General features: G+C 70.1%; 26 protein-coding genes. 17 read left to right on the forward strand and 9 right to left on the reverse strand.

Translation table 11 applies throughout. The features are described from left to right. Positions 1 to 15: 15 nt before the first annotated feature. From ABD235_RS04735 to ABD235_RS04745, 3 genes are all read right to left on the reverse strand, one after another. Entirely contained in the window at positions 16 to 390 is a 375-nt protein-coding gene (locus ABD235_RS04735) for a nuclear transport factor 2 family protein (protein WP_344169907.1), read from the reverse strand. 59 nt (positions 391 to 449) lie between these two features. Then, positions 450 to 752, reverse strand: a complete 303-nt coding sequence (locus ABD235_RS04740; RefSeq protein WP_344169910.1) for a DUF6458 family protein — start codon at positions 750 to 752, stop codon at positions 450 to 452. A 179-nt stretch (positions 753 to 931) separates the two neighbouring features. Next, positions 932 to 1,849 carry a LysR family transcriptional regulator gene (locus ABD235_RS04745; protein ID WP_344169913.1) on the reverse strand — a complete coding sequence of 306 codons (918 nt, stop codon included), beginning with the start codon at positions 1,847 to 1,849 and terminating at the stop codon, positions 932 to 934. A gap of 70 nt (positions 1,850 to 1,919) precedes the next feature. Between ABD235_RS04745 and ABD235_RS04750 the strand changes: the two genes are divergently transcribed. Continuing rightward, a complete protein-coding gene (locus tag ABD235_RS04750) occupies positions 1,920 to 2,645 on the forward strand; it encodes an SDR family oxidoreductase (RefSeq protein ID WP_344169915.1) in 726 nt (241 codons plus the stop codon). 36 nt (positions 2,646 to 2,681) lie between these two features. Here ABD235_RS04750 and ABD235_RS04755 read toward each other — a convergent pair whose 3' ends face one another. Further along, positions 2,682 to 3,845 carry an acyl-CoA dehydrogenase family protein gene (locus ABD235_RS04755; RefSeq protein ID WP_344169918.1) on the reverse strand — a complete coding sequence of 388 codons (1,164 nt, stop codon included), beginning with the start codon at positions 3,843 to 3,845 and terminating at the stop codon, positions 2,682 to 2,684. A gap of 93 nt (positions 3,846 to 3,938) precedes the next feature. After that, on the reverse strand, positions 3,939 to 4,514 hold the full coding sequence (locus ABD235_RS04760) for a DUF1707 SHOCT-like domain-containing protein (protein ID WP_344169920.1): 576 nt from the start codon (positions 4,512 to 4,514) through the stop codon (positions 3,939 to 3,941). A 126-nt stretch (positions 4,515 to 4,640) separates the two neighbouring features. Between ABD235_RS04760 and dxr the strand changes: the two genes are divergently transcribed. From dxr to ABD235_RS04785, 5 genes are all read left to right on the forward strand, one after another. After that, positions 4,641 to 5,867 (forward strand): 1-deoxy-D-xylulose-5-phosphate reductoisomerase, encoded by a 1,227-nt coding sequence (gene dxr / locus ABD235_RS04765; protein ID WP_344169922.1) that lies wholly within the window; start codon positions 4,641 to 4,643, stop codon positions 5,865 to 5,867. Beyond that, positions 5,864 to 7,174, forward strand: coding sequence for a M50 family metallopeptidase (locus ABD235_RS04770; RefSeq protein WP_344169925.1), 1,311 nt, complete (start codon positions 5,864 to 5,866; stop codon positions 7,172 to 7,174). The genes dxr and ABD235_RS04770 overlap by 4 nt, the downstream gene beginning before the upstream one ends. A 22-nt stretch (positions 7,175 to 7,196) precedes the next feature. Continuing rightward, positions 7,197 to 8,348: a flavodoxin-dependent (E)-4-hydroxy-3-methylbut-2-enyl-diphosphate synthase gene (ispG, locus tag ABD235_RS04775; RefSeq protein ID WP_344169928.1), complete on the forward strand. Its 1,152-nt coding sequence runs from the start codon at positions 7,197 to 7,199 to the stop codon at positions 8,346 to 8,348. 248 nt (positions 8,349 to 8,596) lie between these two features. Further along, the gene (locus ABD235_RS04780) at positions 8,597 to 9,478 is read left to right on the forward strand and encodes a trypsin-like serine protease (protein ID WP_344169931.1); all 882 of its coding nucleotides are present in this window, start codon (positions 8,597 to 8,599) and stop codon (positions 9,476 to 9,478) included. 87 nt (positions 9,479 to 9,565) lie between these two features. Continuing rightward, positions 9,566 to 10,120, forward strand: coding sequence for a nucleosidase (locus ABD235_RS04785; RefSeq protein ID WP_344169934.1), 555 nt, complete (start codon positions 9,566 to 9,568; stop codon positions 10,118 to 10,120). On the opposite strand, the gene ABD235_RS04790 is transcribed toward ABD235_RS04785, so the two are convergent. Then, complete coding sequence (locus tag ABD235_RS04790; RefSeq protein WP_344169936.1) at positions 10,117 to 11,298, reverse strand: ArsR/SmtB family transcription factor; 1,182 nt, start codon at positions 11,296 to 11,298, stop codon at positions 10,117 to 10,119. The two genes, ABD235_RS04785 and ABD235_RS04790, sit on opposite strands and share 4 nt — an antisense overlap. 92 nt (positions 11,299 to 11,390) lie before the next feature. Between ABD235_RS04790 and ABD235_RS04795 the strand changes: the two genes are divergently transcribed. Next, entirely contained in the window at positions 11,391 to 12,602 is a 1,212-nt protein-coding gene (locus ABD235_RS04795) for an MFS transporter (protein WP_344169939.1), read from the forward strand. Here ABD235_RS04795 and ABD235_RS04800 read toward each other — a convergent pair. Next, the gene (locus tag ABD235_RS04800; protein ID WP_344169942.1) at positions 12,523 to 13,053 is read right to left on the reverse strand and encodes an NUDIX domain-containing protein; all 531 of its coding nucleotides are present in this window, start codon (positions 13,051 to 13,053) and stop codon (positions 12,523 to 12,525) included. The genes ABD235_RS04795 and ABD235_RS04800 overlap by 80 nt on opposite strands. An 84-nt stretch (positions 13,054 to 13,137) precedes the next feature. On the opposite strand from ABD235_RS04800, the gene ABD235_RS04805 reads away from it, so the two are divergent. Beyond that, positions 13,138 to 13,521, forward strand: coding sequence for a MerR family transcriptional regulator (locus tag ABD235_RS04805; protein ID WP_344169945.1), 384 nt, complete (start codon positions 13,138 to 13,140; stop codon positions 13,519 to 13,521). After that, entirely contained in the window at positions 13,502 to 13,834 is a 333-nt protein-coding gene (trxA, locus tag ABD235_RS04810; protein ID WP_344169948.1) for a thioredoxin, read from the forward strand. The genes ABD235_RS04805 and trxA overlap by 20 nt, the downstream gene beginning before the upstream one ends. A gap of 32 nt (positions 13,835 to 13,866) precedes the next feature. Here the strand turns inward: trxA and ABD235_RS04815 are convergent, their stop codons facing one another. Beyond that, positions 13,867 to 14,235, reverse strand: a complete 369-nt coding sequence (locus ABD235_RS04815) for a VOC family protein (protein ID WP_344169951.1) — start codon at positions 14,233 to 14,235, stop codon at positions 13,867 to 13,869. Positions 14,236 to 14,271: 36 nt separating this feature from the next. Between ABD235_RS04815 and ABD235_RS04820 the strand changes: the two genes are divergently transcribed. From ABD235_RS04820 to ABD235_RS04855, 8 genes are all read left to right on the forward strand, one after another. Further along, entirely contained in the window at positions 14,272 to 14,436 is a 165-nt protein-coding gene (locus ABD235_RS04820; RefSeq protein ID WP_344169954.1) for a ribbon-helix-helix domain-containing protein, read from the forward strand. Next, the gene (locus ABD235_RS04825) at positions 14,433 to 15,077 is read left to right on the forward strand and encodes a VOC family protein (protein ID WP_344169957.1); all 645 of its coding nucleotides are present in this window, start codon (positions 14,433 to 14,435) and stop codon (positions 15,075 to 15,077) included. Before ABD235_RS04820 ends, ABD235_RS04825 begins: the two co-directional genes overlap by 4 nt. After that, positions 15,074 to 16,336 carry an MFS transporter gene (locus ABD235_RS04830; RefSeq protein ID WP_344169960.1) on the forward strand — a complete coding sequence of 421 codons (1,263 nt, stop codon included), beginning with the start codon at positions 15,074 to 15,076 and terminating at the stop codon, positions 16,334 to 16,336. Before ABD235_RS04825 ends, ABD235_RS04830 begins: the two co-directional genes overlap by 4 nt. A gap of 48 nt (positions 16,337 to 16,384) precedes the next feature. Next, positions 16,385 to 17,209, forward strand: a complete 825-nt coding sequence (locus tag ABD235_RS04835; RefSeq protein ID WP_344169963.1) for a GNAT family N-acetyltransferase — start codon at positions 16,385 to 16,387, stop codon at positions 17,207 to 17,209. Positions 17,210 to 17,291: 82 nt separating this feature from the next. Then, positions 17,292 to 18,614 (forward strand): M14 family zinc carboxypeptidase, encoded by a 1,323-nt coding sequence (locus ABD235_RS04840; protein WP_344169966.1) that lies wholly within the window; start codon positions 17,292 to 17,294, stop codon positions 18,612 to 18,614. Positions 18,615 to 18,644: 30 nt separating this feature from the next. Beyond that, a complete protein-coding gene (locus ABD235_RS04845; RefSeq protein ID WP_344169969.1) occupies positions 18,645 to 19,016 on the forward strand; it encodes a DoxX family protein in 372 nt (123 codons plus the stop codon). Positions 19,017 to 19,115: 99 nt separating this feature from the next. Beyond that, positions 19,116 to 20,879, forward strand: coding sequence for a proline--tRNA ligase (locus tag ABD235_RS04850; RefSeq protein ID WP_344169972.1), 1,764 nt, complete (start codon positions 19,116 to 19,118; stop codon positions 20,877 to 20,879). Positions 20,880 to 21,154: 275 nt separating this feature from the next. Then, complete coding sequence (locus ABD235_RS04855; RefSeq protein ID WP_344169975.1) at positions 21,155 to 21,673, forward strand: HIT family protein; 519 nt, start codon at positions 21,155 to 21,157, stop codon at positions 21,671 to 21,673. Positions 21,674 to 22,084: 411 nt separating this feature from the next. Here ABD235_RS04855 and ABD235_RS04860 read toward each other — a convergent pair whose 3' ends face one another. After that, the gene (locus ABD235_RS04860; RefSeq protein WP_344169978.1) at positions 22,085 to 22,888 is read right to left on the reverse strand and encodes a GNAT family N-acetyltransferase; all 804 of its coding nucleotides are present in this window, start codon (positions 22,886 to 22,888) and stop codon (positions 22,085 to 22,087) included. Between the last annotated feature and the right edge of the window lie 286 nt (positions 22,889 to 23,174).

The raw sequence follows: 23,174 nt of genomic DNA on the forward strand, positions 1-23,174 counted from the left end.
CAGCGGTGGTGTGGGTCAACTCGTGTACGACGCTCGCCAGGCCGGTGGGTCGAACGGCGAACCGTAGATCCGCGTCTCCCGGGCGATCAGCCCGTCGCGAAACTCCACGACGTTCGCCACGTAGTAGATGTCGCCACCGTAGTCCGAGCGCCCGAGAACGACGAAGTGGTCACCTTCGCCCACGATCCGCTGGATCTCGATCGACGGCGGGTTCGGGTACTCCGACTGCAGCGCCAGCATCTTGTCCCGGCCGACCAGGCGCTCACCGGATTGCGGCATCTCCAACACGTAGTCCTCGGCGCGCAGCGCGTGCTCGTCCTCGGCCGACAGCGTCACGACCCCGTCGACCGGCCACAACCCCTCCAGCACCTCGCGATTGCGATCGGTCATCGCGACCCACCCCCTTCCCGTGCTTCAGCATGCGCGTCGAACGCCGCCGTACGGAAGGGTCAGCGGCGCTCGCTCGGGTGGTCCTTGTACTCCGTCGGGGTCACGTCGATCTCGTGGTCGAGCGGGTAGGCGTGGGGCTCGGTGCTGTACTGCTCCTCGACGCGCGGCTTGATGATCGCGGTGTCGTCGTGCTCGAGGTGGTTGCGGTTCGCGACCCGGTACGACAGCCACATGCCGGCGAGGCCGGCCAGCATGATGACCACGCCGACGACGGTGAAGTCGATGGGGCCCGAGGTGTCGCGGACGGCGAACGCGATGATCGCGCCCACGGTGACCAGAAAGATTCCGACGCCGATTCGCATCCTGTGCCTCCGTCTCCTGGCCGCACGCGGCCGGTCGCTTGGGCGGGGGATGGGGTGACGTTGCGTTGTCCTTGCTCACTCCCAGTACCCATCTAGTCCAGTTGCCATGCACAACCGCCTGGGAGGGACCTGTCAACTTTAACGACTGATCGGCTGGCGGCGCGGTCCGGCGCCGCGCGTCAGGCTCGTACCGCGTCCAACTGGCGGACGACGGCTGCCGGAATGCGCAGACCGGTCGCTTTGGCGTTCGTCACGAACTGCGCCACCAGTACGTCGGCCCGTCCGGTCGTCAGCGCGACGACGTCCCGCGCCTGCGGCGGGTCGAGCCGGTGCACGGTCCCCGCGAACCCGGCCGGGACGCTGCTCACCGGTACGACGGCCGCTCCGAGTCCGGCCGCGGCCAACGCCGGCGCCGAGGTGATCTGGCGGGTGCGGATCACGGTCTCGGGCACCACCTGATGCTCGGTGAGGAGTCCGTCGAGCCAGCTGGCCAAGCCGTAGGGACCGGCGTACTGGATCAGGGGGTAGCCGTGCAGCGCGCTGATCGGGATGGGGCCCGGCGTGCTGCCGAGTGGGTCGCCGGTGGGGAAGACGACGACGAGCTCTTCGCTCGCGATCAGGTCGACGGCGCCGTCCCAGCGGGTCGGGCGCGGGCTGATCGCCACGTCGATCTCGTCGTTGGTGATCATCATGGCGAGCGCGTCGGCGCTGTTCTGCTCCTGCAGGACCAGTCGCACGCCCGGATGGCGCCGTCGCCAGGCGCGCAGCAGAGGTGCCAGCAGAGTGGCGGTCATCGAACCCGCGCAGCCGATGCGTAGCTGCCCTTCATCCAGGGCGCTGACGGCACGGCCGGCTCGCACGACGCGGTCGGCCGCCTCCAGAGCATCCTCAGCGTGGCGCAACGCTTCCCGGCCGGCGGAGGTCGGGCGGATACCGCGGGGGAGTCGTTCGAGCAGCGGGGAGCCGAGTTCGTGCTCCAGGACTGCGATCTGGTGCGAGAGCGCGGGTTGCGACAGGTGAAGCCGTGCCGCCGCGCCGGTGATCGACCCGGCCTCCACGACCGCGACGAAGCACTCGAGGGCCCGCAAGGTAGGCATAGAAGGATCCTATGGCAGGGATCAACAATCGGTCTTTGTGTGGATGGCTTCGTCCCGCCAGGGTTGAGGCATGACAACAGCGACGGAACTCAAGGGCAAGCACGTGGTGATCGTGGCGGGTGGTTCCGGGATCGGCAGACAGTTGGCGCAGGACGCCGTCGACCAGGGCGCACTGGTGACGATCACCGGGCGCAGCGCCGACGCGGTCCGGGCGGTGGCGGACTCGATCCAGGGCTCGGTGGCGACGGCGGTCGTTGATCTGGGCAACGAGGAGTCGATCGCCGAGCTGGCCACCGAACTCACGCGGCGCGATGTGGTGGTCGAGCACCTGATCTCCCTGGCCAACGCGCCGGCGAAGGGACCGGTGGAGAAGCTGGAGCGGGAGGCGATCACTCGCGCGTTCGACGCGAAGGTGATCGGTGCGCTGCTGCTGGTCAAGCACCTGCGGCCGGTGGGCTCCGTGACGCTCTTCTCCGGCATCGTCGGCTGGCGGCCGAAGCCGGGGATGGTGGTGACGGCGACGACGAACGGCGCGGTCGCCTTCCTCGGGCAAGCACTGGCCGTCGAGCTGGCTCCGGTCCGGGTCAATGCCGTGTCGCCGGGCATCGTCGACTCCGGGGCCTGGGACGGGATGGGTGCGGACCGCGACTCGTTCTTCAGCGGCGTGGCCGCGAAGAATCCGGCCCGGCGGATCGGTAGTACCCAGGACATTTCGCAGGCCGTCCTGAGTGCGATCACCAACCCGTTCCTGACCGGCACGGTCCTGCACCTCGACGGCGGCGCCCGCCTGGTGTGACATCCAGCCGACTGGCTCTCCGGCGCCGCGGACGGCTCAGCGGAAGGCGGACTGTCCGGTCAACGCCTGGCCGATCACCAGCTGGTGCACCTCCGACGTGCCCTCGTAGGTCAGTACGGACTCGAGGTTGTTGGCGTGCCGAAGTACCGGGTACTCCCCGCTGATCCCGTTCGCGGCCAGGATCGTGCGGCACTCGCGGGCGATCGCGATCGCCTCACGGACGTTGTTGAGCTTGCCGACGCTGACCTGCTCGGGCCGCAGCGAGCCCTTTTCCTTCAGCCGGCCGAGGTGGACGGCGAGCAGGACGCCCTTGTTCAGCTCGACGGCCATGTCGGCCAGCTTGGCCTGGGTCAACTGGTACGCGGACAGCGGCTTGTCGAACACCTGCCGCTCACCGGCGTACGAGACAGCGGTCTCGAGGCAGTCGCGGGCCGCGCCCATCGCGCCGAAGATGATGCCGAAGCGCGCCTCGTTCAGGCAGCCGAGCGGACCCGACAGTCCGCGCGCCTCGGGCAGCATCGCCGAGGCCGGCAGCCGGACGTCGGTCAGGATCAGCTCGGACGTCACCGACGCCCGCAGCGACAGCTTGCGGGTGATCTCCGGTGCCGAGAACCCAGCCGTCGACGTCGGTACGACGAAGCCGCGTACGCCGTCGTCGGTCCGTGCCCAGACCACCGCGACGTCGGCCACCGAGCCGTTGGTGATCCACATCTTCGACCCGTTGAGGATCCAGTCGTCGCCGTCGCGCCGTGCGTTGGTCCGCATCCCGCCGGGGTTGGACCCGAAGTCCGGCTCGGTCAGCCCGAAGCAGCCGATCGCCTCACCGGCGGCCATCCGCGGCAGCCACTCGGTCTTCTGCTCCTCGCTGCCGTACTTCCAGATCGAGTACATCGCCAACGAGCCCTGCACCGACACCAGCGACCGCATGCCCGAGTCGGCCGCCTCGATCTCCAGGCAGGCCAGCCCGTACGCGACCGGTCCCAGCCCGGCGCAGCCGTACCCGGTCAGGTGCATGCCGAGCAGGCCGAGCGCGCCGAGCTCCTTGGCCAGCTCACGCGCCGGGATCGTCGCCGACTCGAACCACTCGGGCAGCGAGGGGCGGAGGCGCTCGTCGGCGAACCGGCGAGTGGTTGCCCGGATGGCGAGCTCCTCCTCGGTGAGCAGCGAGTCGACGTCGACGAGGTCCAGGGAAACGGTCATGCCGTCAAACTATCCGCAAGCGGGCCTGTCAGTCCTTGGGGCAAACCACACATCCGACTGTGGAACGCCTCACCTCGAGGGGTGCGGGAATCCTCACTTGGAGTAGAACGGCCACCACCAGCGCCGCTTGCGCGGGTGCCGGACGGTGACCGAGCTCCACTTCGCCGAACCGGTGACGACCAGCCGGACACCGTCGCGCGTGGCCGGGCCCGTCTTGTTGTTGGCGGAGCTGCCGATGACGTCGATGTCGTCGAGGTTCACCACCCAGCCGCTCGGCACGATGATGGTCAGCGAGCTGTGCTTCAGCTCGGCGGCCACGTGCACCTCGGGCCGCCGGACGACGGCGTCGGTGAAGTCGAGTTTCATGCTCGAGTGCTCGGCGAGCGTGACCACCCGTTCGGGGACCTGCCAGGCGCCTTCCCGCTTCTGCGCGCTGTGCTTGGCCCGGATCGTCAGCTCGGCCGCGCCGGCGGGCTCGACCGGGACGAGATCGGCGGTCGCCGCGCGCAGCTCGATATCGGTCTTGGCGGCGTAGATCTGGGTCAGCCGCTCGTCCAGCTCCTGGAAGTCCAGCCGTCCGTCGCCATGGGCTTCCTGCACCACCGAGGCGGCCTGCTCCCGGTCCCGATCGGACGCGCGGCGGGCGGGCGGCGGCTGTTCCAGACTCATGAGGCCAAAGGTATCGCCGCCCGCGGTCCGCCGCGCCGGTGTTCGGCGTACCGGCGGTCACCGGTTGTCCACAGGACGTCGTACGGCGAATCGCTGGCGAGGGGGCCGACCTGAAACAATGGCGTTGTGAATCCGCGTACCGTCGTCATCCTCGGCTCGACCGGCTCCATCGGCACTCAGGCCCTGGAGCTGATCGGGCGCAACCGTGACCGGTTCCGGGTGAGTGCGCTGTCCGCGGGCGGTGGCAACGTCGACCTGCTGGCCCGGCAGGCGCTGGAGTTCGAGGTCGACGTGGTGGCGGTCGCCAAGGCGACGGTGGCCCAGGACCTGCAGCTCGCGTTCTACGCCGAAGCGCAGCGGAAGGGGTACGCGCAGGGCGAGTTCCGGATCCCGAAGATCCTGACCGGGCCGGACGCGTCCAGCGAGCTCGCCGCGCTGCCGTGCGACGTCGTACTGAACGGCATCACCGGCTCGCTCGGGCTGCGGCCGACGCTGGCCGCGCTCGACGCGGGCAACACGCTGGCCCTGGCCAACAAGGAGTCCCTGGTCATCGGTGGGCCGCTGGTCACCCGCCGAGTCAAGCCGGGGCAGATCGTGCCGGTCGACTCCGAGCACAGCGCGATCGCCCAGTGCCTGCGCGGCGGCAGCGCTGACGAGGTACGCCGGTTGGTGCTGACCGCGAGCGGTGGCCCCTTCCTCGGTCGCGCCCGGTCGGAGCTGGCCGAGGTGACGGTCGAGCAGGCGCTGGCGCACCCGAACTTCGCGATGGGCCCGGTCGTGACGATCAACTCGGCGACGCTGGTCAACAAGGGGCTGGAGCTGATCGAGGCGCACCTGCTGTTCGGCGTACCGATCGACCGGGTCGACGTCGTCGTGCACCCGCAGCAGGCGGTGCACTCGATGGTCGAGTTCACCGACGGCGCCACGATCGCGCAGGTCGGCCTGCCGACGATGACGGTGCCGATCGCGCTCGGGCTCGGCTGGCCCGACCGGATACCGGACGCGTCGCCGCCCTGGAACTTCGCCGAGGCGAGCAGCTGGGAGTTCCTGCCGCTCGACGGCGAGGCGTTCCCCTCGGTCCAGCTGGCCCGCGAGGCCGGCACCCGGGGCGGCACCGCCCCGGCGGTGTTCAACGCGGCGAACGAGGTCTGCGTCCAGGCGTTCCGGGACGGCCGGCTGCCGTTCCTGGCGATCGTCGACACCGTCGCCCGGGTGGTGACCGAACACGACGTACCCTCGTACGAGGAACTGTCCATCGACGACGTGCTCGCCGCGGACGCCTGGGCGCGGACCCGGGCCCGCGAGCTGACCGGCGGCGGCAACGACAACGGCCAGGAGACCCCACCGGCATGACCGCTCTACTGACCCTCATCGGCGTGGTTCTGTTCGTCGTGGGCATCCTCGTCTCGGTCGGCCTGCATGAGGTCGGTCACATGGTCCCGGCGAAGCTGTTCGGGATGAAGGTGACCCAGTTCTTCGTCGGCTTCGGCCGGACGATCTGGTCGGTCAAGCGCGGCGAGACCGAGTACGGGATCAAGGCGATCCCGGCCGGCGGGTTCGTCCGGATTATCGGCATGATGCCGCCGGCCAAGGGCCAGGACCCGACCAAGGTCCGCAAGGCCAACACCGGACCGATCCAGTCGATGGTCGAGAACGCCCGCTCCGCCGAATACGAGACGATCGAGCCGAGCGACGACGGCCGGCTGTTCTACCAGAAGGTGTGGTGGAAGAAGCTGATCGTGATGGCCTCCGGCCCGCTGGTCAACGTGGTGATCGCGTTCGTCCTGTTCGGCGGCCTGTTCATGCTGTACGGCGCGAACGTGGCGCAGACCACGGTCGCGACCGTGACCGACTGTGTGATCCCGGCCTCGCAGGCCTCGGCCGACCGCAAGTGCACCGACGGCGACCAGAAGTCGCCGGCCAAGGTGGCGGGCTTCCAGGTCGGCGACAAGATCGTCTCCTTCAACGGCACCACGATCGACAGCTGGGACCAGCTGACCCCGCTGATCCGGGCCAACACCGACAAGCCGGCCACGATCGTCGTCGAGCGCAACGGTGCCCGGACCGAGCTGAAGACCAACACGATCGTCAACCAGGTCCGCGACGACGCCAACTCCGACAAGTTCGTCCAGGTCGGCTTCCTCGGCGTCTCGCCGGAGCAGAAGGTCGAGCGTCAGGACTTCGGCTTCGTGGTCGACAAGATGGGCGAGCTGACGGTGGCCACCGTCAAGGCGCTCGGCAACTTCCCCGAGAAGCTGGTCGGGGTGGCCAAGTCGATCGTCGGCGGCGACCGCGACCAGGACAGCCCGATGAGCGTCGTCGGCGCCAGCCGGGTCGCCGGCGAGGTCGCGTCGAACCAGGACCTGTCGGGCGGTGCGCGGATCGCGTTCCTGGTCTCGCTGCTCGCCTCGCTGAACCTGTTCCTGGCCCTGTTCAACTTCATCCCGCTGCTGCCGCTGGACGGCGGGCACATGCTGGGCGCGATCTGGGAGGGCGTCAAGCGCGGCTTCGCCAAGCTGCTCGGCCGCCCCGACCCGGGCTACGTCGACGTCGCCAAGCTGCTGCCGATCGCGTACGTCGCGGCCAGTGTGATCGTGGTGATGGGCGTGCTGCTCGTCATCGCCGACATCGTCAACCCGATCAAGCTCTTCAACGGATAAGTCCTCAACGGTTAAAGGAAAAATGAGCATCTCCCTGGGCATGCCCGCGCTGCCTCCGCCGACCCTCGCCCCGCGCCGCAAGACCCGCCAGATCAAGGTGGGCAAGGTGCTGGTCGGTGGCGACGCGCCGGTGTCGGTGCAGTCGATGACCACGACCTTGACGTCCGACGTCAACACCACGCTGCAGCAGATCGCGGAACTGACCGCGGCCGGCTGCGACATCGTCCGGGTCGCCTGCCCGTCGCAGGACGACGCCGACGCGCTGCCGGAGATCGCCAAGCACTCGCAGATCCCGGTGATCGCCGACATCCACTTCCAGCCCAAGTACGTGTTCGCGGCGATCGAGGCCGGCTGCGCGGCGGTCCGGGTCAACCCGGGCAACATCCGCAAGTTCGACGACCAGGTCAAGGAGATCGCGGCGGCCGCCAAGGACCACGGCACCTCGATCCGGATCGGCGTGAACGCCGGCTCGCTGGACCCGCGGCTGCTGCAGAAGTACGGCAAGGCGACTCCGGAGGCGCTGGTCGAGTCCGCGGTCTGGGAGGCGTCGCTGTTCGAGGAGCACGACTTCCACGACTTCAAGATCTCGGTCAAGCACAACGACCCGGTCGTGATGGTCAAGGCCTACGAGATGCTGTCCGAGCGCGGCGACTGGCCGCTGCACCTCGGTGTGACCGAGGCCGGGCCGGCGTTCCAGGGCACGATCAAGTCGTCGGTCGCGTTCGGCGCGCTGCTGTCGAAGGGGATCGGTGACACGATCCGCGTCTCGCTGTCAGCGCCGCCGGTCGAGGAGGTCAAGGTCGGTCTGCAGATCCTGCAGTCGCTGAACCTGCGCGAGCGCAAGCTCGAGATCGTCTCCTGCCCGTCCTGCGGGCGCGCCCAGGTCGACGTGTACACGCTGGCCGAGCAGGTCACCGCCGGGCTCGAGGGCATGGAGGTGCCGCTGCGGGTCGCCGTGATGGGCTGCGTGGTGAACGGTCCGGGTGAGGCCCGCGAGGCCGACCTGGGTGTTGCCTCCGGCAACGGCAAGGGACAGATCTTCGTCAAGGGCGAGGTGATCAAGACGGTGCCCGAGTCGCAGATCGTCGAGACCCTGATCGAGGAAGCGATGCGGATCGCCGAGGAGATGGGCGAGGGCGTCGAGGGCGGCGAGCCGACGGTCACCGTCGGCTGACCAGTTGTCGATGGCGGCCGCGCAACTCGCGGCCGCGTGAGGCCGGGCGACGGTGCCGGAGGACGGACGGGCGCCGTACAGGCCCAGCTTGTCGGCGCGGGTCTTGGTGACGGTCAGGACGAAGGGGCCGGCATCTCGCGGTGAGTGGTTTCCCGCGGGCGGACGGCATCGTCTTCCCCCGGTTCGGGGGGCGGCATAGTGTGCGAAACGGCTCGCCTTCCCTGCGGCGGGCCGTTCGGAGGCACACCATGATCCGCAAGATTCTCGCCGTGCTCACGGTGGGCGCCGCTGCCTGTGCGGCCACGCTGCCCGCCGCGGCGATCAACTCCTACAACTCCAGCCCCGCGCCGGAACGCACCGAGGTCGGCGCGTTCCTGGCCCTGTGGGACACCACCGGTGACGCGGTGCCGGACCGGTTCGACTGGGTCTGCAGCGGGACGATGGTCGATGACGACACCTACCTGACCGCCGCGCACTGCACCGACGACTGGCCCGCGGGCACGCGGTTCTACGTGTCGCTCGACCAGGACGTCCAGTCCCGGCTGGACCAGGCCGCCGCGGCCGGACTGACCCCGGCGCAGACCGCGGCCGCCTTCGTCGCCGGTGGGCACGCGGTCGAAGGCGACCCTCACCAGGACGCCGCCTACCCCGGCACCTCAGCCGACGCCCACGACATCGGCGTGATCGACTTCGCCGACCGGCAGACCACACCGGCCGACGTCTGGTCCTTCACCCCGGCCACGCTGCCGACGGCCGGCCAGTTGAGCGCCCTCGGCAGTCGTGCGCTCGACGCGGCGCCCTGGCTCGCTGTCGGCTACGGCACCCAGGAAGCGGTCCGCGGCCCGGGTGGCCACACGCATCCCGGTGGCGGCGTACGCCTCAAGGCTCCGGAGGGCTTCAACGCCCTGAACAAGACCTGGGTGCGGCTCGCGATGACCGCCCCGCAGGGCAACGGCGGTGCCTGCTACGGCGACTCGGGCGGCCCGAACTTCGTGACGCTGAACGGCCGCCTGGTGCTCGCCGCCACGACGATCACCGGCGACACCCCCTGCTACGCCACCAACGTCGCGTACCGGCTCGACACCGTGTCGGCCCGGACCTTCCTGGCGCTGTACGTGAACCTGCCCTGACCTGAAGCCGTCAGCGAAGTTGTCGCGAAGGTGCCACCGTCCCGGCGGTGGCACCTTTCGTCGTCCGGCGCCAGTACGCTTCCGCCTGTGACTCGGTACCTGGTGGTCAGTGCAATCGCGGGTGAGGCGAAGTACGTGCCCGAGGGGATTCCGGTCGTGCTGACCGGGGTCGGCAAGACGGCGGCCGCGGTCGCCACCGCGAAGGCACTCGCGGCGACGGACACCACCGAGCTCGTCGTGCTCAACGTCGGTACGACGGGCGCGCTGCGCGACGGGCTGGCCGGGCTGTTTCTGCCCAGCGAGGTGATCAACCACGACGTCAACGCCGACGCGGTCCGGGCGATCGGCCTGGACCCGAAGGAGTCGCTGCCGATCGAGGGCGGCGACGGGACGGTGCTGGCGTCCGGCGATGTCTTCGTGACCGATCCCGTGGTCCGGGATCGGCTGGCCGAGCGGGCTCACCTGGTCGACATGGAGGCGTACGGCGTCGCGTACGCGTGCCGGGAGTTCGGCGTACCGGTGCGGTTGGTGAAGTACGTGTCGGACTCTGCTGACGACAGCGCGCTGGACTGGCCTGCTCAGGTCGATGCGGCCGCCAAGGTGCTGGCCGAGTGGGTTCGGCAGGAGACCGGGATCAGCTAGTCCGGTTGGCCGGTGGTGATGTCGCGGCCTGTCGTGGTCTGCCAGTACAGGACCTGGCGGCCGGAGCGGCGGCGGTGGAGCAGGCCCGCGTCGGACAGGACGCGCAGGTGGTCGGCGACGCTGGCCAGGGACAGACCGGTGGTTGCGACCAGCGACGTCGTACTGACCGGGGTCGCTGCTTCGACGAGGATTCGGGCGCGGTTGCGGCCGAGGAGGCGGACGAGCGGTTCGGCCAGGGGCTGGACGGCGGCGAAGATGCCGCTGACCGGGTAGGTGATCGCGAACTGGTCGGGCAGGCGCCAGGTGACGCTGGAGCGCAGGGCGTGGGTGGCGATGAACATCAGGTCGTGCCCGCGGACGTCGGTCGGCGGGAAGTTCGTGCGGTTGACCTGAAGGCGGCCGTCGCCGAGCCAGCGGATGTCGGGGCCGAGGCCCTCCAGTACGCCGGACCAACCGCGCGCGCTGAGGCTCGACGTACGGGAGACGATGTCGGCCTGGAGGACGCGGTACCGGCGAGGCCAGTCGGGTTCGATGGTTGTCGTCCAGATCCAGCGCAGCAGGCCGGCCACCTCGGCGGCGAGGTTGTGGCCCTCGGCAACCAAGGACGGAAGCGCGCGGAGGTCGTCGGGTGAGAGGGCGGCCGGAGCCGAAATGCCGGTGGGCGCGGGTGAGGCCGCGCCGTGGCCGTCGGCGGGCGAGAGCGCGTCGCGCGCGGCGCCTGGATCGGGCGACCGGCGCGAGGTGTCGTCGCCAGCGGAGGGCATGCGGGCTCCGCGCACCGCCCCGGAGTCGGCTGACACCCGGGCGTTGCGGATGGTGCCGGCGAAGTTGGACTCGTCGGGGGAGCGGGTGACCAGCAGGTCGGCGCGGATGTGGTCGTCGGAGAGGGCAGCGAGCGGGGCGATCTCCTCCTCGAAGGTGAGGTCGGGCGCCAGCGGCGGGACGGTCAGGAAGTCGGCGGTCCAGCGAGGGCCGAACGATGCGTCGAGAATGGCGGCTCCCAGCGGGTGAGCGGCCAGTTCGGCCTGCCAGCCGGGGAGGTGCAGGTCGCGCCACGCTCGGTACCAGGGCTGGGAGGGCTGCCGGAGCATCTTCAGGGCCGAGACCGTCTCGGTCAGCTGGGAGGTGCCGAAGCGGGCGTTGACCAGGACGTCGGCGTCGACGAGGAACTCGGACAACGAGTGCACCTCCTCCCGACTGCTGGATCCGTGACGTTTCGGCTCCAGGCGAAACTGTAGGCGGCCGGCCGCCGTACGGCGAGGGTTTGAGCATGAGCACCTACCGCGAGATCTTCCGCCGCTCCGAGTTCCGCAGCCTGTGGCTCAGCAGTGCGCTGGGCAACGCGTCGTCGACGATGACGAGCCTGACCCTGGCGATCGTGGTGAACGACCAGACAGGGTCGGCGCTGCTGACCGCGTTCGTGATGTTCGGCCCGTCGCTGGCGCAGGTGGTCGGTGCGTCGACGCTGATGTCGGCCGCCGACACCGCCCGCCCACGGCGGATCCTGGTCTTGCTCGCCGCGCTCTCGACGGCAGCCGTCGCCGCCCAGGCCGCCTTCGATCTCTCCTCGGCCGCCCGGGTGATCCTCACCCTGGCCGTGGCCTACGGCCTGAGCATCGGCGCCGGCGTGCGGTGGGGCCTGCTGAACGAGGTGGTCGCGCCGGACCAGTTCGTCCTCGGCCGCTCGGCGATGAACCTCTCCGTCGGCGCCATGCAGATCGCCGGCTTCGGCGCGGCCGGACTGCTGCTCCAGGTGCTCAACCCCAACCAGGTGTTCTGGCTGGCGACAGCCTTCGCCGCGCTGGCCATCCCGGTCCTCCGCTACGGGTTGGAGGACCGCGCGCCGCGTCGGATGGCCCGGACGACTCTGCGCGAGACCTGGCGCGGCAATCGCGTTCTGCTCCAGCGGCCGAGCACCCGTCCGCTGCTGCTTGCGCTGTGCATCCCCAACGGGCTGATCGTCGGCTGCGAGGCCCTGTTCGTCCCGTACGCCGGTGCGGGTGCGGGGCTGCTCCTGGCCGCAGGTGCCGCCGGCATGATGACCGGCGACCTGGTGGTCGGCCGCTTCCTCAACCGGAACTCACGCCGGACGGTCAGCGCGTACCTGCGCTTCCTGCTCGCCGTGCCGTTCCTGGGCTTCGCCTTTCACCTGCCGCTCGGCGTACTGGCTGCGCTCGTTGCCGTGGCCTGCACCGGGTACGGCGCTTCACTGGCTCAGCAGGAACTGCTGACCGACGCGACTCCCGTCGAGCTGCGCGGCCAGGTGCTGGGCCTGGAGTCGGCTCTGCGGATGACCACCTTCGGCGTGACCGCTGTCATCGCAGGTGCCACCGCGGACCTGATCGGCCCGGCCCCAGCGATGGCCGGCCTCGCCGTACTGTCGCTGCTCGCTTCGGCAGCGCTCACGCGCCCGCTGGCGAAGGTGGCCCGGCAGTCAGCAGATGCTCAAGCACCTTCGTCTCCCGCACCAGCCACCGCATGACGCCGACGCCTCGCTCCTGCACGGCTCGGTTGGCCTGCAGGGCGTCGGCCACGGTGATCCAGCGGGGAGTCAGCTCGAGCTCCGCCTCGTAGCCCTCCAGCTGCTGCTCGGCGAAGCCCGAAGCAGGAGCCGAGCAGTAGAAGTAGTGCGAGGTCATCTTGAACACCCGGTACTCCGGCTCGATCGCCCGCAGGTACTCGACCGTGCTGCCGAAGGACAGCCCGACCTCGACATCAGCCAGCCCGCACTCCTCGACGTACTCGCGCTGCAACGCCGCCGCCTGGTCCTCGCCCGCCTCCACCCCGCCACCGGGGAACTTGTAGTCCCCGTGCCGCGACCCGAGCATCAGCAGCTCGTCCCCGCGAAACAGCGCACCCCGTACGGCGGTGCGCTGCAGGGTCCGCCCGGTCAGGTCCAGGTCCGGGTCGTGCCGAAAGCTCCCGAGCATCATGCGGACCATTCTGATGGCCTTGGCAACCGTAGGCTTGACCTTGACCCCAGGGGCAGGGTTTAGCGTCGGGGACGAGGAGGCGGGATGCAGATCGGGGATCTGGCGGCCGAGGCCGGTGTGACGGTCAAGGCGGTGCGGTACTACGAGTCGCAGGGACTGCTGAAGCCCGAGCGGGAGCCGAACGGCTACCGCCGCTACAGCGCGGAGGACGTCGTGATCGTCCGCGAGGTGAAGGCGTTGCTGAGTCTCGGGCTGACCGCGGAGCAGACCTACCCGTTCATCGAGTGCCTGCGGGCCGGCAACGACCGGGCCGACGTGTGCCCGGCGTCGCTGTCGGCGTACCGGCTGCGGATCGCGGAGGTGGACCGGCGGATCGCCGAGCTGACCGACCTGCGCGGCAAGCTCACCGGACTCCTCGCCGATGCCGAGAACTGGAGAAGGAGATCGCATGCCCCTGCAGACAGTTGATCAAGGCAACTTCGACGAGGTGGTCCTCGGGGCCGACCGGCCCGTGCTGGTGGACTTCTGGGCGCAGTGGTGCCCGCCGTGCCACCAGATCGTGCCGGTCCTGGAGCAGATCGCCGTCGAGCGTGCCGACCGGCTCAGCGTGGTCAAGCTCAACGCCGACGAGAACCCGGAGATCCCGGCGCGCTACCGGGTGATGGCGATGCCGACGCTGATGCTGTTCCACCGCGGCGAACTCATCTGGTCCGTCGTCGGCGCCCGCCCGAAGGCGTGGCTGCTGAAGAACCTGGACGACGCCCTGCTCACCACGGTCTGAGAACCCGCGGCCCCCAGTCGGGGGCCGCGGCCTCATCCGTGCATCTTGCAGACCTCGACCAGTACGCCGTGCGGCCCCGCGACGTACGCGCTGGTGCTGCCCCAGTCGGTCTCCATCGGCTCCAGCACCACCTTGCCGCCCCGCGCGCGGATCCCTTCGATGTCCGTCGCGACGTCCTCGGACTCGAACTGCAGGAGCGTCCCGCCGAGCGCTCCGTAGTCGTCGATCAGCGCGCCGCGGTGCAGCGAGACGACGACGTCGCCGGCGTCGACCTCGGCGTACCCCTCTCCGGCGTTGCCGCGGACCGGCAGGCCGAGCACGTTCGCGAAGAAGTCCGCGATCTCCTGGTTCTTCTCGTTGGTGTCGGTGAGCAGGCTCAGGTGGTTCAGGTGCAACGACATTGCCGTCCTCCTCGTTAGCTTGCTAGCATCCTAACCATGCCCGAGGATGCTGCCAAGAAGGCGCAGTTCAACGTCTACCTGCCGCCCGAGCTGATTCGCCGGGTCAAGCACAAGGCGATCGACGAGGGGGCCAGCCTGTCCGCGCTGGTCGAGCAGGCGCTGGCGGAGTACCTGGCCAAGCACGGGGAGGCGCGAGGATGAACGACGTGGTGATCCGGCCGTTGCGGTTCACGGCGGACGTGCAGGCGATGCGGCAGTTCCTGGAGACGCTCGGTCTGGCGCCGCGCGTCGAGGGGGAGCAGGGTAGCTGGGTGGACATGGTGGCCGGCGACGGGATGGTCGCGCTGCACGACGCCGCGTCGTCGTCGACCGGCGGCAAGCACGGCGACACCCGGCTGTCGTTCGAGGCCGAGGACATCGACCGGCTCAGGGACCGATTGGTTGCCGCAGGCCACGAAGATGCGACGACCTGGGACGAGGCGTACGGCCGGGTCCTGTCGGTCACCGCGCCCGGCGGGCTGGTGATCTGGATCGACGAGCGCTCCGAGGACCTGTACGGCTACAAGCTCCACCGGACGCCGCCGGACCCCCGGCTGACGGTCGCACCGCACCTTTCCGGCGCGACGCCTGACTGGACGCCGTTCCTGGAGTTCCTCGGCGTCCGTCAGCCGGTCGCCCTCGACCAGGCCGGCGACTTCGCCGTCCGGCTCGACTTCCGGACGACCGAGACGCTGACCGGCGTCGCCGCTCGCCTGCAGGCCGCCGGCTACTCCGCCGAGCTCGACGGCACGACCATCCACATCACCGACCCCGACGGTCAGCCGGTCCGGGTGCACGGATGACCGCCGACGCCGGTACGCCGGTGCGCCTGCGCGACGATCCGGACTTCCGGCGCTACTGGCTCGGCCGGGTGCTGTCGACAGCCGGGTCGATGGTGACGGCGATCGCGTTGCCGGTGCTCGTCTACCGGTTGAGCGGATCGCCGCTGCTGACCGCGTTGGTTACCGCCCTCGAGGCGGCGCCGTACCTGCTGGCGGGTTTGTTCGCGGGCGCGCTGGCCGATCGGTGGAACCGCCAACGGGTGATGGTCGCGGCGGATCTGGTCAACGCCGGGCTGATCGGTTCCGTGCCGATCGCTTACTGGCTTGGCGGGCTGACGGTCGCGCAGGTCCTGGTGGTCGCGTTCCTGGTCCAGGGCGTCGCGACGTTCTTCGACGGCGCCAACTTCGGCGCGCTCCCGGTCCTGGTCGGCCGCGCCCAGGTCGCGCAGGCGAACGCGGCGGTCTGGTCGGCGTCCAGCCTGATCGAGCTGCTCGTACCGGCGCTGGTCGGGCTCGCGCTCGCGGTGATCAACCCGGCGACCCTGCTCGCGCTGGACGCGTTGAGTTTCGCCGCGTCGGCGTTGGCGATCCGCGGCATCGTCCGCGCGATGTCGGAGCAGCGGGCGGGACGTCCACCGCTGCGGCCGCGCGTGGTCTTCGCCGACATCGCCGAGGGTGTGCGCTACCTGGTCCGGCATCCCGGCGTGCGGACCATGACGATCATCGGCAGCATCCAGTCGTTCGCCGGCGGCGGCTTCATGGCGCTGATGGTGGTCTGGACCGATCGCGTCCTGCACATCGGTACGTCGGGTCTGCGCTTCGGTCTCGTGTACGGCGCGTGGGGGATCGGCGCGCTCGCGGCCGCGTCCGGTCTGCCGCGACTGCTGCGCAGGATGCAGCCCGCCGGCATCACGTTGTACGCGTTGCCGGCCTCGGCCGCGCTCGGGGTGGTGACGCCGTTGATGCCGACGTGGCCGCTGGCCGCGATCGCCTTGCTGGTCTGGGGTTCGGCGTACGTGCTGGTGATCGTCAACTCGATCTCGTACCGACAGCAGGTCACCCCCGAACACCTGCTCGGCCGGGTCAACACCGCCGGCCGGATGCTGTCGTGGGGAGTCGGCTGGACGCTCGGCTCGGTCGCCGGTGGTGTGCTCGGCAGCCACCTCGGTGTGCGGACCGGAATGCTGGTGCTCGGCGTCTTCGCGTTCACCGGCGTACTGGTCGCTTGGACCTCGCCCCTGCGTCGCCTCGCATCCGAAGCCGACCCGGCGAAAGCCTGAATCGACCCGCTACACGCCAGAACGGCCGTGATCAGCTAGGTTCTCCGCGTGGGCGTACGGGTTCTGGGTCCTCGCGACCTCTCAGCGGCGAGGGCCGTCATCGCCCGCGACCCTGTCGTGAACGTGTTCGTGGACAGCCTCGTGCAGGCGTCCGGGCTGGATCCGCGCCGCGGCGCGGAGGTCTGGGGGTACGTCGAGAAGGGCGTGCTCGAGTCGTTGTGCCACGCCGGCGGCAACATGGTCCCGGTCGGCGCGAGCGAGGCCGCGCTGCGCGCGTTCGCGGCGTACGCGCTGCGTCGTGGGCGCACGTGTTTCCAGATCCTGGGACCGGCCGTCGCGGTCGACCAGTTGTGGACCGCGCTCGAACCGCACTGGGGCCCGGCGCGCGAGATCCGTGGCGAGCAGCCGTTCATGGTGATCGAAGGACCGCCGCAGGTCGAGCCCGATCCGCTGGTCCGCCCGGTCGAACCGGTCGACCTGGGCATCCTCTACCCGGCCTGCGTGGCGATGTACACCGAAGAGGTCGGCGTCCCGCCGCAGACCGGGCCCGACGGCACGTTCTACCGGTCGCGCGTCGCCGAGCTGATCCGTGCCGGGCGCGCGTTCGCGCGGATCGAGGACGGCAAGGTCGTGTTCAAGGCCGAGGTCGGGTCGGTCGGGACCGGCGTGTGCCAGATCCAGGGCGTCTGGGTCGATCCGGAGCGTCGTGGTCAGGGGCTGGCCGCGCCCGGCATGGCCGCCGTGGTCGAGCTGGCCCGCCAGATCGCGCCGGTGGTGACGCTGTACGTGAACGCGTTCAACACGCCCGCGCGGGCGGCGTACGAGCGGGTGGGCTTCCGCACCGTCGAGACCTTCGCGACCATCCTGTTCTGAGGCTGAGCGCTCGCTGTGATGGTACGGCGACCGTGGGTGAGGTTTGCTGTTCCGAACCGCCCCGCCCCGCGGAAGGAAACCCATGCGGAAAATCGCTGTCCCCCTGGCCTGCCTGGCCCTCGCTGCCGCCGCCGTCGTCGTCGCCCCTTCGGGCAGCGCAGCGCCGCCGGTGGCCGCACCTGAACCGGCGTACTACTCGCTCAAGCTTCCGGCCGGTACGACGGTCGCCGGACTGATTCGTGACGGCTACGACATCAGCCACGGTCACGGCTCGCGCCCGGTCGTCGTCGCGACTCCCACCGAGGTGGCGCGCTTGCGCGATCGCGGGGTCGAGCTCGGCAAGATCGGTGACGTCTACCAACCGGTCGACCGTGGTGTCGACGCCGCGGGGACGTTCTACGGCGGCTACCACACGTCGACCGGGCACGAGGAGCACAACGCGGCCGTCGCCTCGGCGCACCCGGACCTGGTCAAGCTGTACGACATCGGCGACTCGTGGAAGAAGACGAAGGGCCAGGGTGGTCACGACATCCAGGCGCTGTGCATCACCAAGCTCGTGGCCGGCGACTGCGCGTTGAGCAGCACCGGCAAGAAGCCCAAGTTCGTGCTGCACGCGCAGATCCACGCGCGAGAACTGTCGACCGGCGAGCTGGCGTACAGGTGGATCGACCAGCTGGTGTCGTCGTACGGCAAGGACGCGGAGATCACCAGGCTGATGGACACGCGAGAGCTGTGGGTGGTGCCGATGGCCAACCCGGACGGCGTCGACGTGGTCGCGTCCTCGCCGAGCCGGCCGGTGCTGCAGCGCAAGAACGTGAACAACGCCGTGGGTGGATGTCCCGCCTCGTCGGCCGGGGTCGACCTGAACCGGAACTCGGGCTTCCAGTGGGACCCGCAGGAAGGCGGGCCGTGCGACGAGACCTACCCGGGGGCGAAGGCGGAGTCCGAGCCGGAGACGGCCGCGATCCAGGGGCTGCTGGACCGGTTGTTCCGTGACACCAAGGGCGACGTGGGCTCGCCGGCTGATGCGGACACGACCGGGGTGTTCCTGTCGCTGCACAGTTACGGCAACGACATCCTCGCGCCGTACGGGTACACCAACACGGCCGCGCCGAACCGGGCCGCGCTGGTTGCCCTGGGCAAGAAGATGGGCGCGTTCAACGGGTACCCGGTGTCGACCGGGGACGGCGGGGTCGGGTACTTCGCGCCGGGCGCGACCGACGACTGGCTGTACGGGACGCGCGGCGTGCCGTCGTACACGTTCGAGGTCGGCGCCGGGTCGGGGGCGTGCAGCGGGTTCTTCCCGGCGTACTCGTGCATGGACTCGACGTTCTGGCCGAAGAACAAGGGCGCCTTCCTGTACGCCGCGAAGGCGGCGGCCACGCCGTACGGGACGCTGCCGTAGTTTTTACTGGCAGGTAATAAGGTGGTGCTCATGAGTCGACGGAGCAGGAGCACCACCGGGCTGGCGGGCATGTTCGCGGTGATGGGCGTGCTGCACTTCGTCAGGCCGACACCGTTCGAACGGATCGTCCCGAAGGCGTTGCCGGCCAAGAAGGAGCTGGTCTACGCCTCCGGGGTGGCCGAGCTGGCCTGCGCCGCGGGGTTGCTCCACCCGCGGACGCGGCGGGCCGCCGGACTGGCCAGTGCGGCGCTGCTGGCAGCTGTTTTCCCGGCCAACGTGCAGATGGCGCTGGACGTCAACCGCAAGGGATCCGGGCACGCCAAGGCGATCGCTTTCGGGCGGTTGCCGCTGCAGGTTCCGCTGATCCGGGCCGCGCTGAAGGCGTCCCGGGAGAGTCGTTGAGGGAGGCCTGGGGATAACTGGTCGGACGGAATGCGCCGGACGGATATCCTCCTTGGTGTCCGAAGTTTCTGTCCTACTGGTCATTGCCTGGAGATTCCCGTGATTCTGCGTATGTCGTCGTTGTTCCTCCGCACCCTTCGCGAGGACCCGGCGGACGCGGAGGTCCCGAGCCACAAGCTGCTCGTCCGCGCCGGCTACATCCGCCGCACCGCGCCCGGGATGTACACCTGGCTGCCGCTGGGCCTGCGGGTGCTGCGCAACGTCGAGAAGATCGTCCGTGAGGAGATGGACGCGATCGGCGCGCAGGAACTGGTCTTCCCGGCGCTGCTGCCGCGCGAGCCCTACGAGGCGACCGGCCGCTGGACCGAGTACGGGCCGAACCTGTTCCGGCTGAAGGACCGCAAGGGCGCCGACATGCTGCTCGGGCCGACGCACGAGGAAATGTTCACGCTGGCGGTGAAGGACCTCTACTCGTCGTACAAGGACCTGCCGCTGTCGATCTACCAGATCCAGAACAAGTACCGCGACGAGGCGCGGCCGCGGGCCGGCGTGCTGCGCGGGCGTGAGTTCGTGATGAAGGACTCCTACTCCTTCGACATCGACCAAGCCGGGCTGCAGGCGTCGTACGACCTGCACCGCAAGGCCTACATCGCGATCTTCGACCGGCTCGGGTTCGACTACGTGATCGTGCAGGCGATGTCCGGCGCGATGGGCGGGTCGGCCTCGGAGGAGTTCCTGGCGATCGCGGAGAACGGCGAGGACACCTTCGTCCGCTCCCCGGGTGGGTACGCGGCGAACGTCGAGGCCGTCGTCGTGCCGCAGACCGCGCCGGTGGACTTCTCGGCCGTGCCGGCCGCCGAGGTCGTCGACACCCCGGACACGCCGACCATCGACACGCTGGTCGACGCGCTGAACGCGAAGCACCCGCGGACCGACGGCCGGGAGTGGACGGCCGCCGACACGCTGAAGAACGTCCTGGTGATGCTGGTGCACCCCGACGGGACCCGCGAGCCGCTGGCGATCGGCGTACCGGGCGACCGGGCGATCGACGAGAAGCGGCTCGGCGCGCAGGTCGAGCCGGCGGAGGTGGTCGCGTTCGAGGACACCGACTTCGCCAAGAACCCGGCGCTGGCCAAGGGGTACATCGGTCCGGGCGTGCTCGGCAAGGAGAACACCTCCGGCATCCGGTACCTGCTCGACCCGCGGGTCGGCGAGGGCTCGGCGTGGGTGACGGGCGCGGACAAGTCCGGCTACCACGTCATCAACCTGGTGCACGGCCGCGACTTCACCGCCGACGGCACGATCCAGGCCGCCGAGGTCCGCGACGGCGACGAGGCTCCGGACGGTTCGGGCCCGCTGTCGACCGCGCGCGGCATCGAGATGGGACACATCTTCCAGCTCGGCCAGAAGTACGCCGAGGCGCTCGACCTCAAGGTGCTCGACCAGAACGGCAAGCTCGTCACGGTCACCATGGGCTCGTACGGCGTCGGCGTCACCCGCGCCGTCGCCGCGATCGCCGAGGGCAACCACGACGAGCTCGGCCTGATCTGGCCCCGCGAGATCGCGCCGGCCGACGTCCACCTGGTCGCCACCGGCAAGGACGCCGAGGTCTTCACCAAGGCCGCCGAAATCGCCGCCGCCCTGGAGGCGCAGGGCCTCACGGTCCTGTACGACGACCGCGAGAAGGTGTCGCCCGGCGTGAAGTTCAAGGACGCCGAACTCTTGGGCGTCCCCACCATCGCCGTGGTCGGCAAGGGCCTCGCCGACGGCACCATCGAGGTCAAGGACCGCCGCTCGGGCGAGCGCGCGGACGTCCCGGTGGACGAGGTCGTCGCGCACCTGGTCGAGGCTGTCCGCAGCTAGTTCTGGTTCGTCTGTCAGCAGCCCCTCGCTGGTTCCAGCGAGGGGCTGCTGCGTTTCCTGGAGAACAAATGGGCGAAGGCGATGGGCTCCGGTCGAGTGATGCGGGTCGCGCCGGCCGCTTCGGGTCGGGGCATTCGGGCGGTGCCGGTTGCCTCGGGTCGGGTGATTCGGATGGCGCGGGTCGTCCCGGGTCGGAGGGTGGGGATGGCGCGGGTCGTCCCGGGTCGGAGGGCGCCGGTGGTGCTGGTCGCCCCGGGGCGGAGGTGGCGGGTGGCGTGGGTAGCCTCCGGCCGGGTGATGCTGGTGGCGCCGATCGCTTCGGGCCGGATGGTCCGGGTGGCACCAGCCGTCTGCAACTCGGTGACGCGGGTGAGGCGCAGGTCGACTGCACCTTCTGCGGGATTGTTGCGGGGCGGCTTCCGGCGCGGGTGGTGTACGAGGACGATTCCGCGGTCGCGTTCCTCGACATCCGTCCGCTGCGCCGCGGTCACACGCTGGTCGTGCCACGTGCTCACGTCGTCGACCTGACCGCCGAAGAGGCAGGGCAGGCCGTCGCTGCGGTTGGGCCCGTCCTCCAGCAGACCACCCGACTGCTGATCGACCGCCTTCCTGCTGACGGCGTCAGCCTCCTCCAGGCCAACGGATCGGCTGCTGGGCAGGAGGTCCTGCACCTGCACTTCCACCTCGTTCCACGGTGGGCGGGCGATTGTCCCCTGAACAACTGGACCCCAGCCGCGGACGCCAGCGTCTCACTGGACGACTTGCACCTGCAGCTGGCTCCGCCGGGTTCCTGACCGGTCGGCGACTGCGCGTCGGCCACTGCCCCGGACGCGATGCCGGCCGCTTTCGCCGTGTCCGGGCCTCCGCCGTCGCCTCCAGCCCGAGCGCGCCCGGCTGCAGCGACGGGTTCGTGGTGGGTAACGAGTCCCCGCCCGACTTGCACAAGCCGCTCATCGAGCCGCCGCCGGACCGCTCGCCGACGGGCACCACTGTCCAAGTCGGCGACACGCCGGAAGAAAGGGCTCTACGACGGCGTGTCGCGTGGGTTGGACAGTGGTGCGCGTCGGTGCCGGGCAGGTGGGCCGGGACTGGTGGCCCGGAACTGGTGGCCGGGGATTGGTGGGCCGGGACTGGTGGCCGGGGATGGTGGGCCGGGACTGGTGGCCGGGGATTGGTGGGCCGGGACTGGTGGCCCGGGACGGCTGTCAGGGGCGGACCCAGACCGTCCAGCGTTCCAGGCGCTGGTAGGCGAGGCGTTCGTAGACGGGTTGGCCGGCGTCGCTGGCGGTGAGGGCGGCCGGCTGGGTGCGGTGGTGGATGGTGGCCGCCCAGGTGATTGCGGCGCCGGCGCCTCGGCCTCGGGCTTGGGGGAGGACTGCGACGTTCTCGACGACGGTGAGGCCGTGGGCCGTGTGGGCCACCGAGGTGGCGAGCGGGCTGGTGCCGTCGTACGCGACCCAGACAGCGGTGTCGTCGGCGAGGAAGGTCGGGGAGTAGAGCGAGCCGGGTTCGTAGGGCTGGAGCTCGGGTAGCGGGTAGCCCTCGATCAGGACTCGTTCGGCGTCGACGAGGGTGGATTCGTCGGTGGCCCGGCGGATCTCCAGGTCGGTGGCCGGCGGAGTGATCGGCGTACCGGGGAAGCGCATCATCAGCGGGGGATGGCCGGCCAGGGCCAGGCCGTACGGCGTGAGATCGCCGGTCGGCCAGGCGCTGACGAACAGGTAGGGCACGTCGCGGGGGAGCTCGCGGTCGACGGACGCGATGACCTCGGCGGGGTCGACCGGCTGTTTCGGGATGATCCAGTTGGTGATCGGGCCGCGGTCGCCGAGGATGCCTCCGGCCCAGGTGTCGCCGTCGTACCAGGGTTGGCCGGCCCGTCTCGCCGGAGCGACGGCCCAGGACGCGTGGGCAAGGACTGCCTGGCGGACGAGCGAGTCAGCGGCGGGCACGTCAGGCTCCCAGCCGGTGCTGAGGTGCTCGTCCTGCGGCGGCAGGATCGATGAACTCATCCGCACTCACTCCTCAACCACTCGAACCAGCACCCGGACATCCGCACTCCGCACCTTCACCCGCACCCAGCACCGTGCTTGCTCGCGCCCGCAGCTGCACCGCGGCTGTCTCTGCCGCGACACGCAGTCGCCGCTTCGGGTCCGCAGTCGCTGTCTCTGACTGTCGCACGGCTCGCACAGAAAAGATCCGAAGTTCTTTCGTCGGGTGATGTCGAGGATCGGCCGGTCGCTGCGATCAGGGGGTGTGGCGCCCATCAGGGGGTGCCCGGTGAACGGAATGGGTGGG

It is taken from the genome of Kribbella lupini, assembly GCF_039529595.1.
GTDB classification, from domain to species: domain Bacteria; phylum Actinomycetota; class Actinomycetes; order Propionibacteriales; family Kribbellaceae; genus Kribbella; species Kribbella lupini.

Coding starts and splice junctions, on each gene's coding strand:
- ABD235_RS04780 (WP_344169931.1), top strand. CDS start 8,597: ATGATCCGCAAGATTCTCGCCGTGCTCACGGTGGGCGCCGCTGCCTGT.
- ABD235_RS04760 (WP_344169920.1), bottom strand. CDS start 4,514: ATGAGTCTGGAACAGCCGCCGCCCGCCCGCCGCGCGTCCGATCGGGAC.
- ABD235_RS04755 (WP_344169918.1), bottom strand. CDS start 3,845: ATGACCGTTTCCCTGGACCTCGTCGACGTCGACTCGCTGCTCACCGAG.
- ABD235_RS04795 (WP_344169939.1), top strand. CDS start 11,391: ATGAGCACCTACCGCGAGATCTTCCGCCGCTCCGAGTTCCGCAGCCTG.
- trxA (WP_344169948.1), top strand. CDS start 13,502: ATGCCCCTGCAGACAGTTGATCAAGGCAACTTCGACGAGGTGGTCCTC.
- ABD235_RS04845 (WP_344169969.1), top strand. CDS start 18,645: ATGAGTCGACGGAGCAGGAGCACCACCGGGCTGGCGGGCATGTTCGCG.
- ABD235_RS04860 (WP_344169978.1), bottom strand. CDS start 22,888: ATGAGTTCATCGATCCTGCCGCCGCAGGACGAGCACCTCAGCACCGGC.
- ABD235_RS04815 (WP_344169951.1), bottom strand. CDS start 14,235: ATGTCGTTGCACCTGAACCACCTGAGCCTGCTCACCGACACCAACGAG.
- ABD235_RS04830 (WP_344169960.1), top strand. CDS start 15,074: ATGACCGCCGACGCCGGTACGCCGGTGCGCCTGCGCGACGATCCGGAC.
- ABD235_RS04740 (WP_344169910.1), bottom strand. CDS start 752: ATGCGAATCGGCGTCGGAATCTTTCTGGTCACCGTGGGCGCGATCATC.
- ABD235_RS04800 (WP_344169942.1), bottom strand. CDS start 13,053: ATGATGCTCGGGAGCTTTCGGCACGACCCGGACCTGGACCTGACCGGG.
- ABD235_RS04840 (WP_344169966.1), top strand. CDS start 17,292: ATGCGGAAAATCGCTGTCCCCCTGGCCTGCCTGGCCCTCGCTGCCGCC.
- ABD235_RS04825 (WP_344169957.1), top strand. CDS start 14,433: ATGAACGACGTGGTGATCCGGCCGTTGCGGTTCACGGCGGACGTGCAG.
- ispG (WP_344169928.1), top strand. CDS start 7,197: ATGAGCATCTCCCTGGGCATGCCCGCGCTGCCTCCGCCGACCCTCGCC.
- ABD235_RS04805 (WP_344169945.1), top strand. CDS start 13,138: ATGCAGATCGGGGATCTGGCGGCCGAGGCCGGTGTGACGGTCAAGGCG.
- ABD235_RS04745 (WP_344169913.1), bottom strand. CDS start 1,849: ATGCCTACCTTGCGGGCCCTCGAGTGCTTCGTCGCGGTCGTGGAGGCC.
- ABD235_RS04770 (WP_344169925.1), top strand. CDS start 5,864: ATGACCGCTCTACTGACCCTCATCGGCGTGGTTCTGTTCGTCGTGGGC.
- ABD235_RS04735 (WP_344169907.1), bottom strand. CDS start 390: ATGACCGATCGCAATCGCGAGGTGCTGGAGGGGTTGTGGCCGGTCGAC.
- ABD235_RS04750 (WP_344169915.1), top strand. CDS start 1,920: ATGACAACAGCGACGGAACTCAAGGGCAAGCACGTGGTGATCGTGGCG.
- ABD235_RS04820 (WP_344169954.1), top strand. CDS start 14,272: ATGCCCGAGGATGCTGCCAAGAAGGCGCAGTTCAACGTCTACCTGCCG.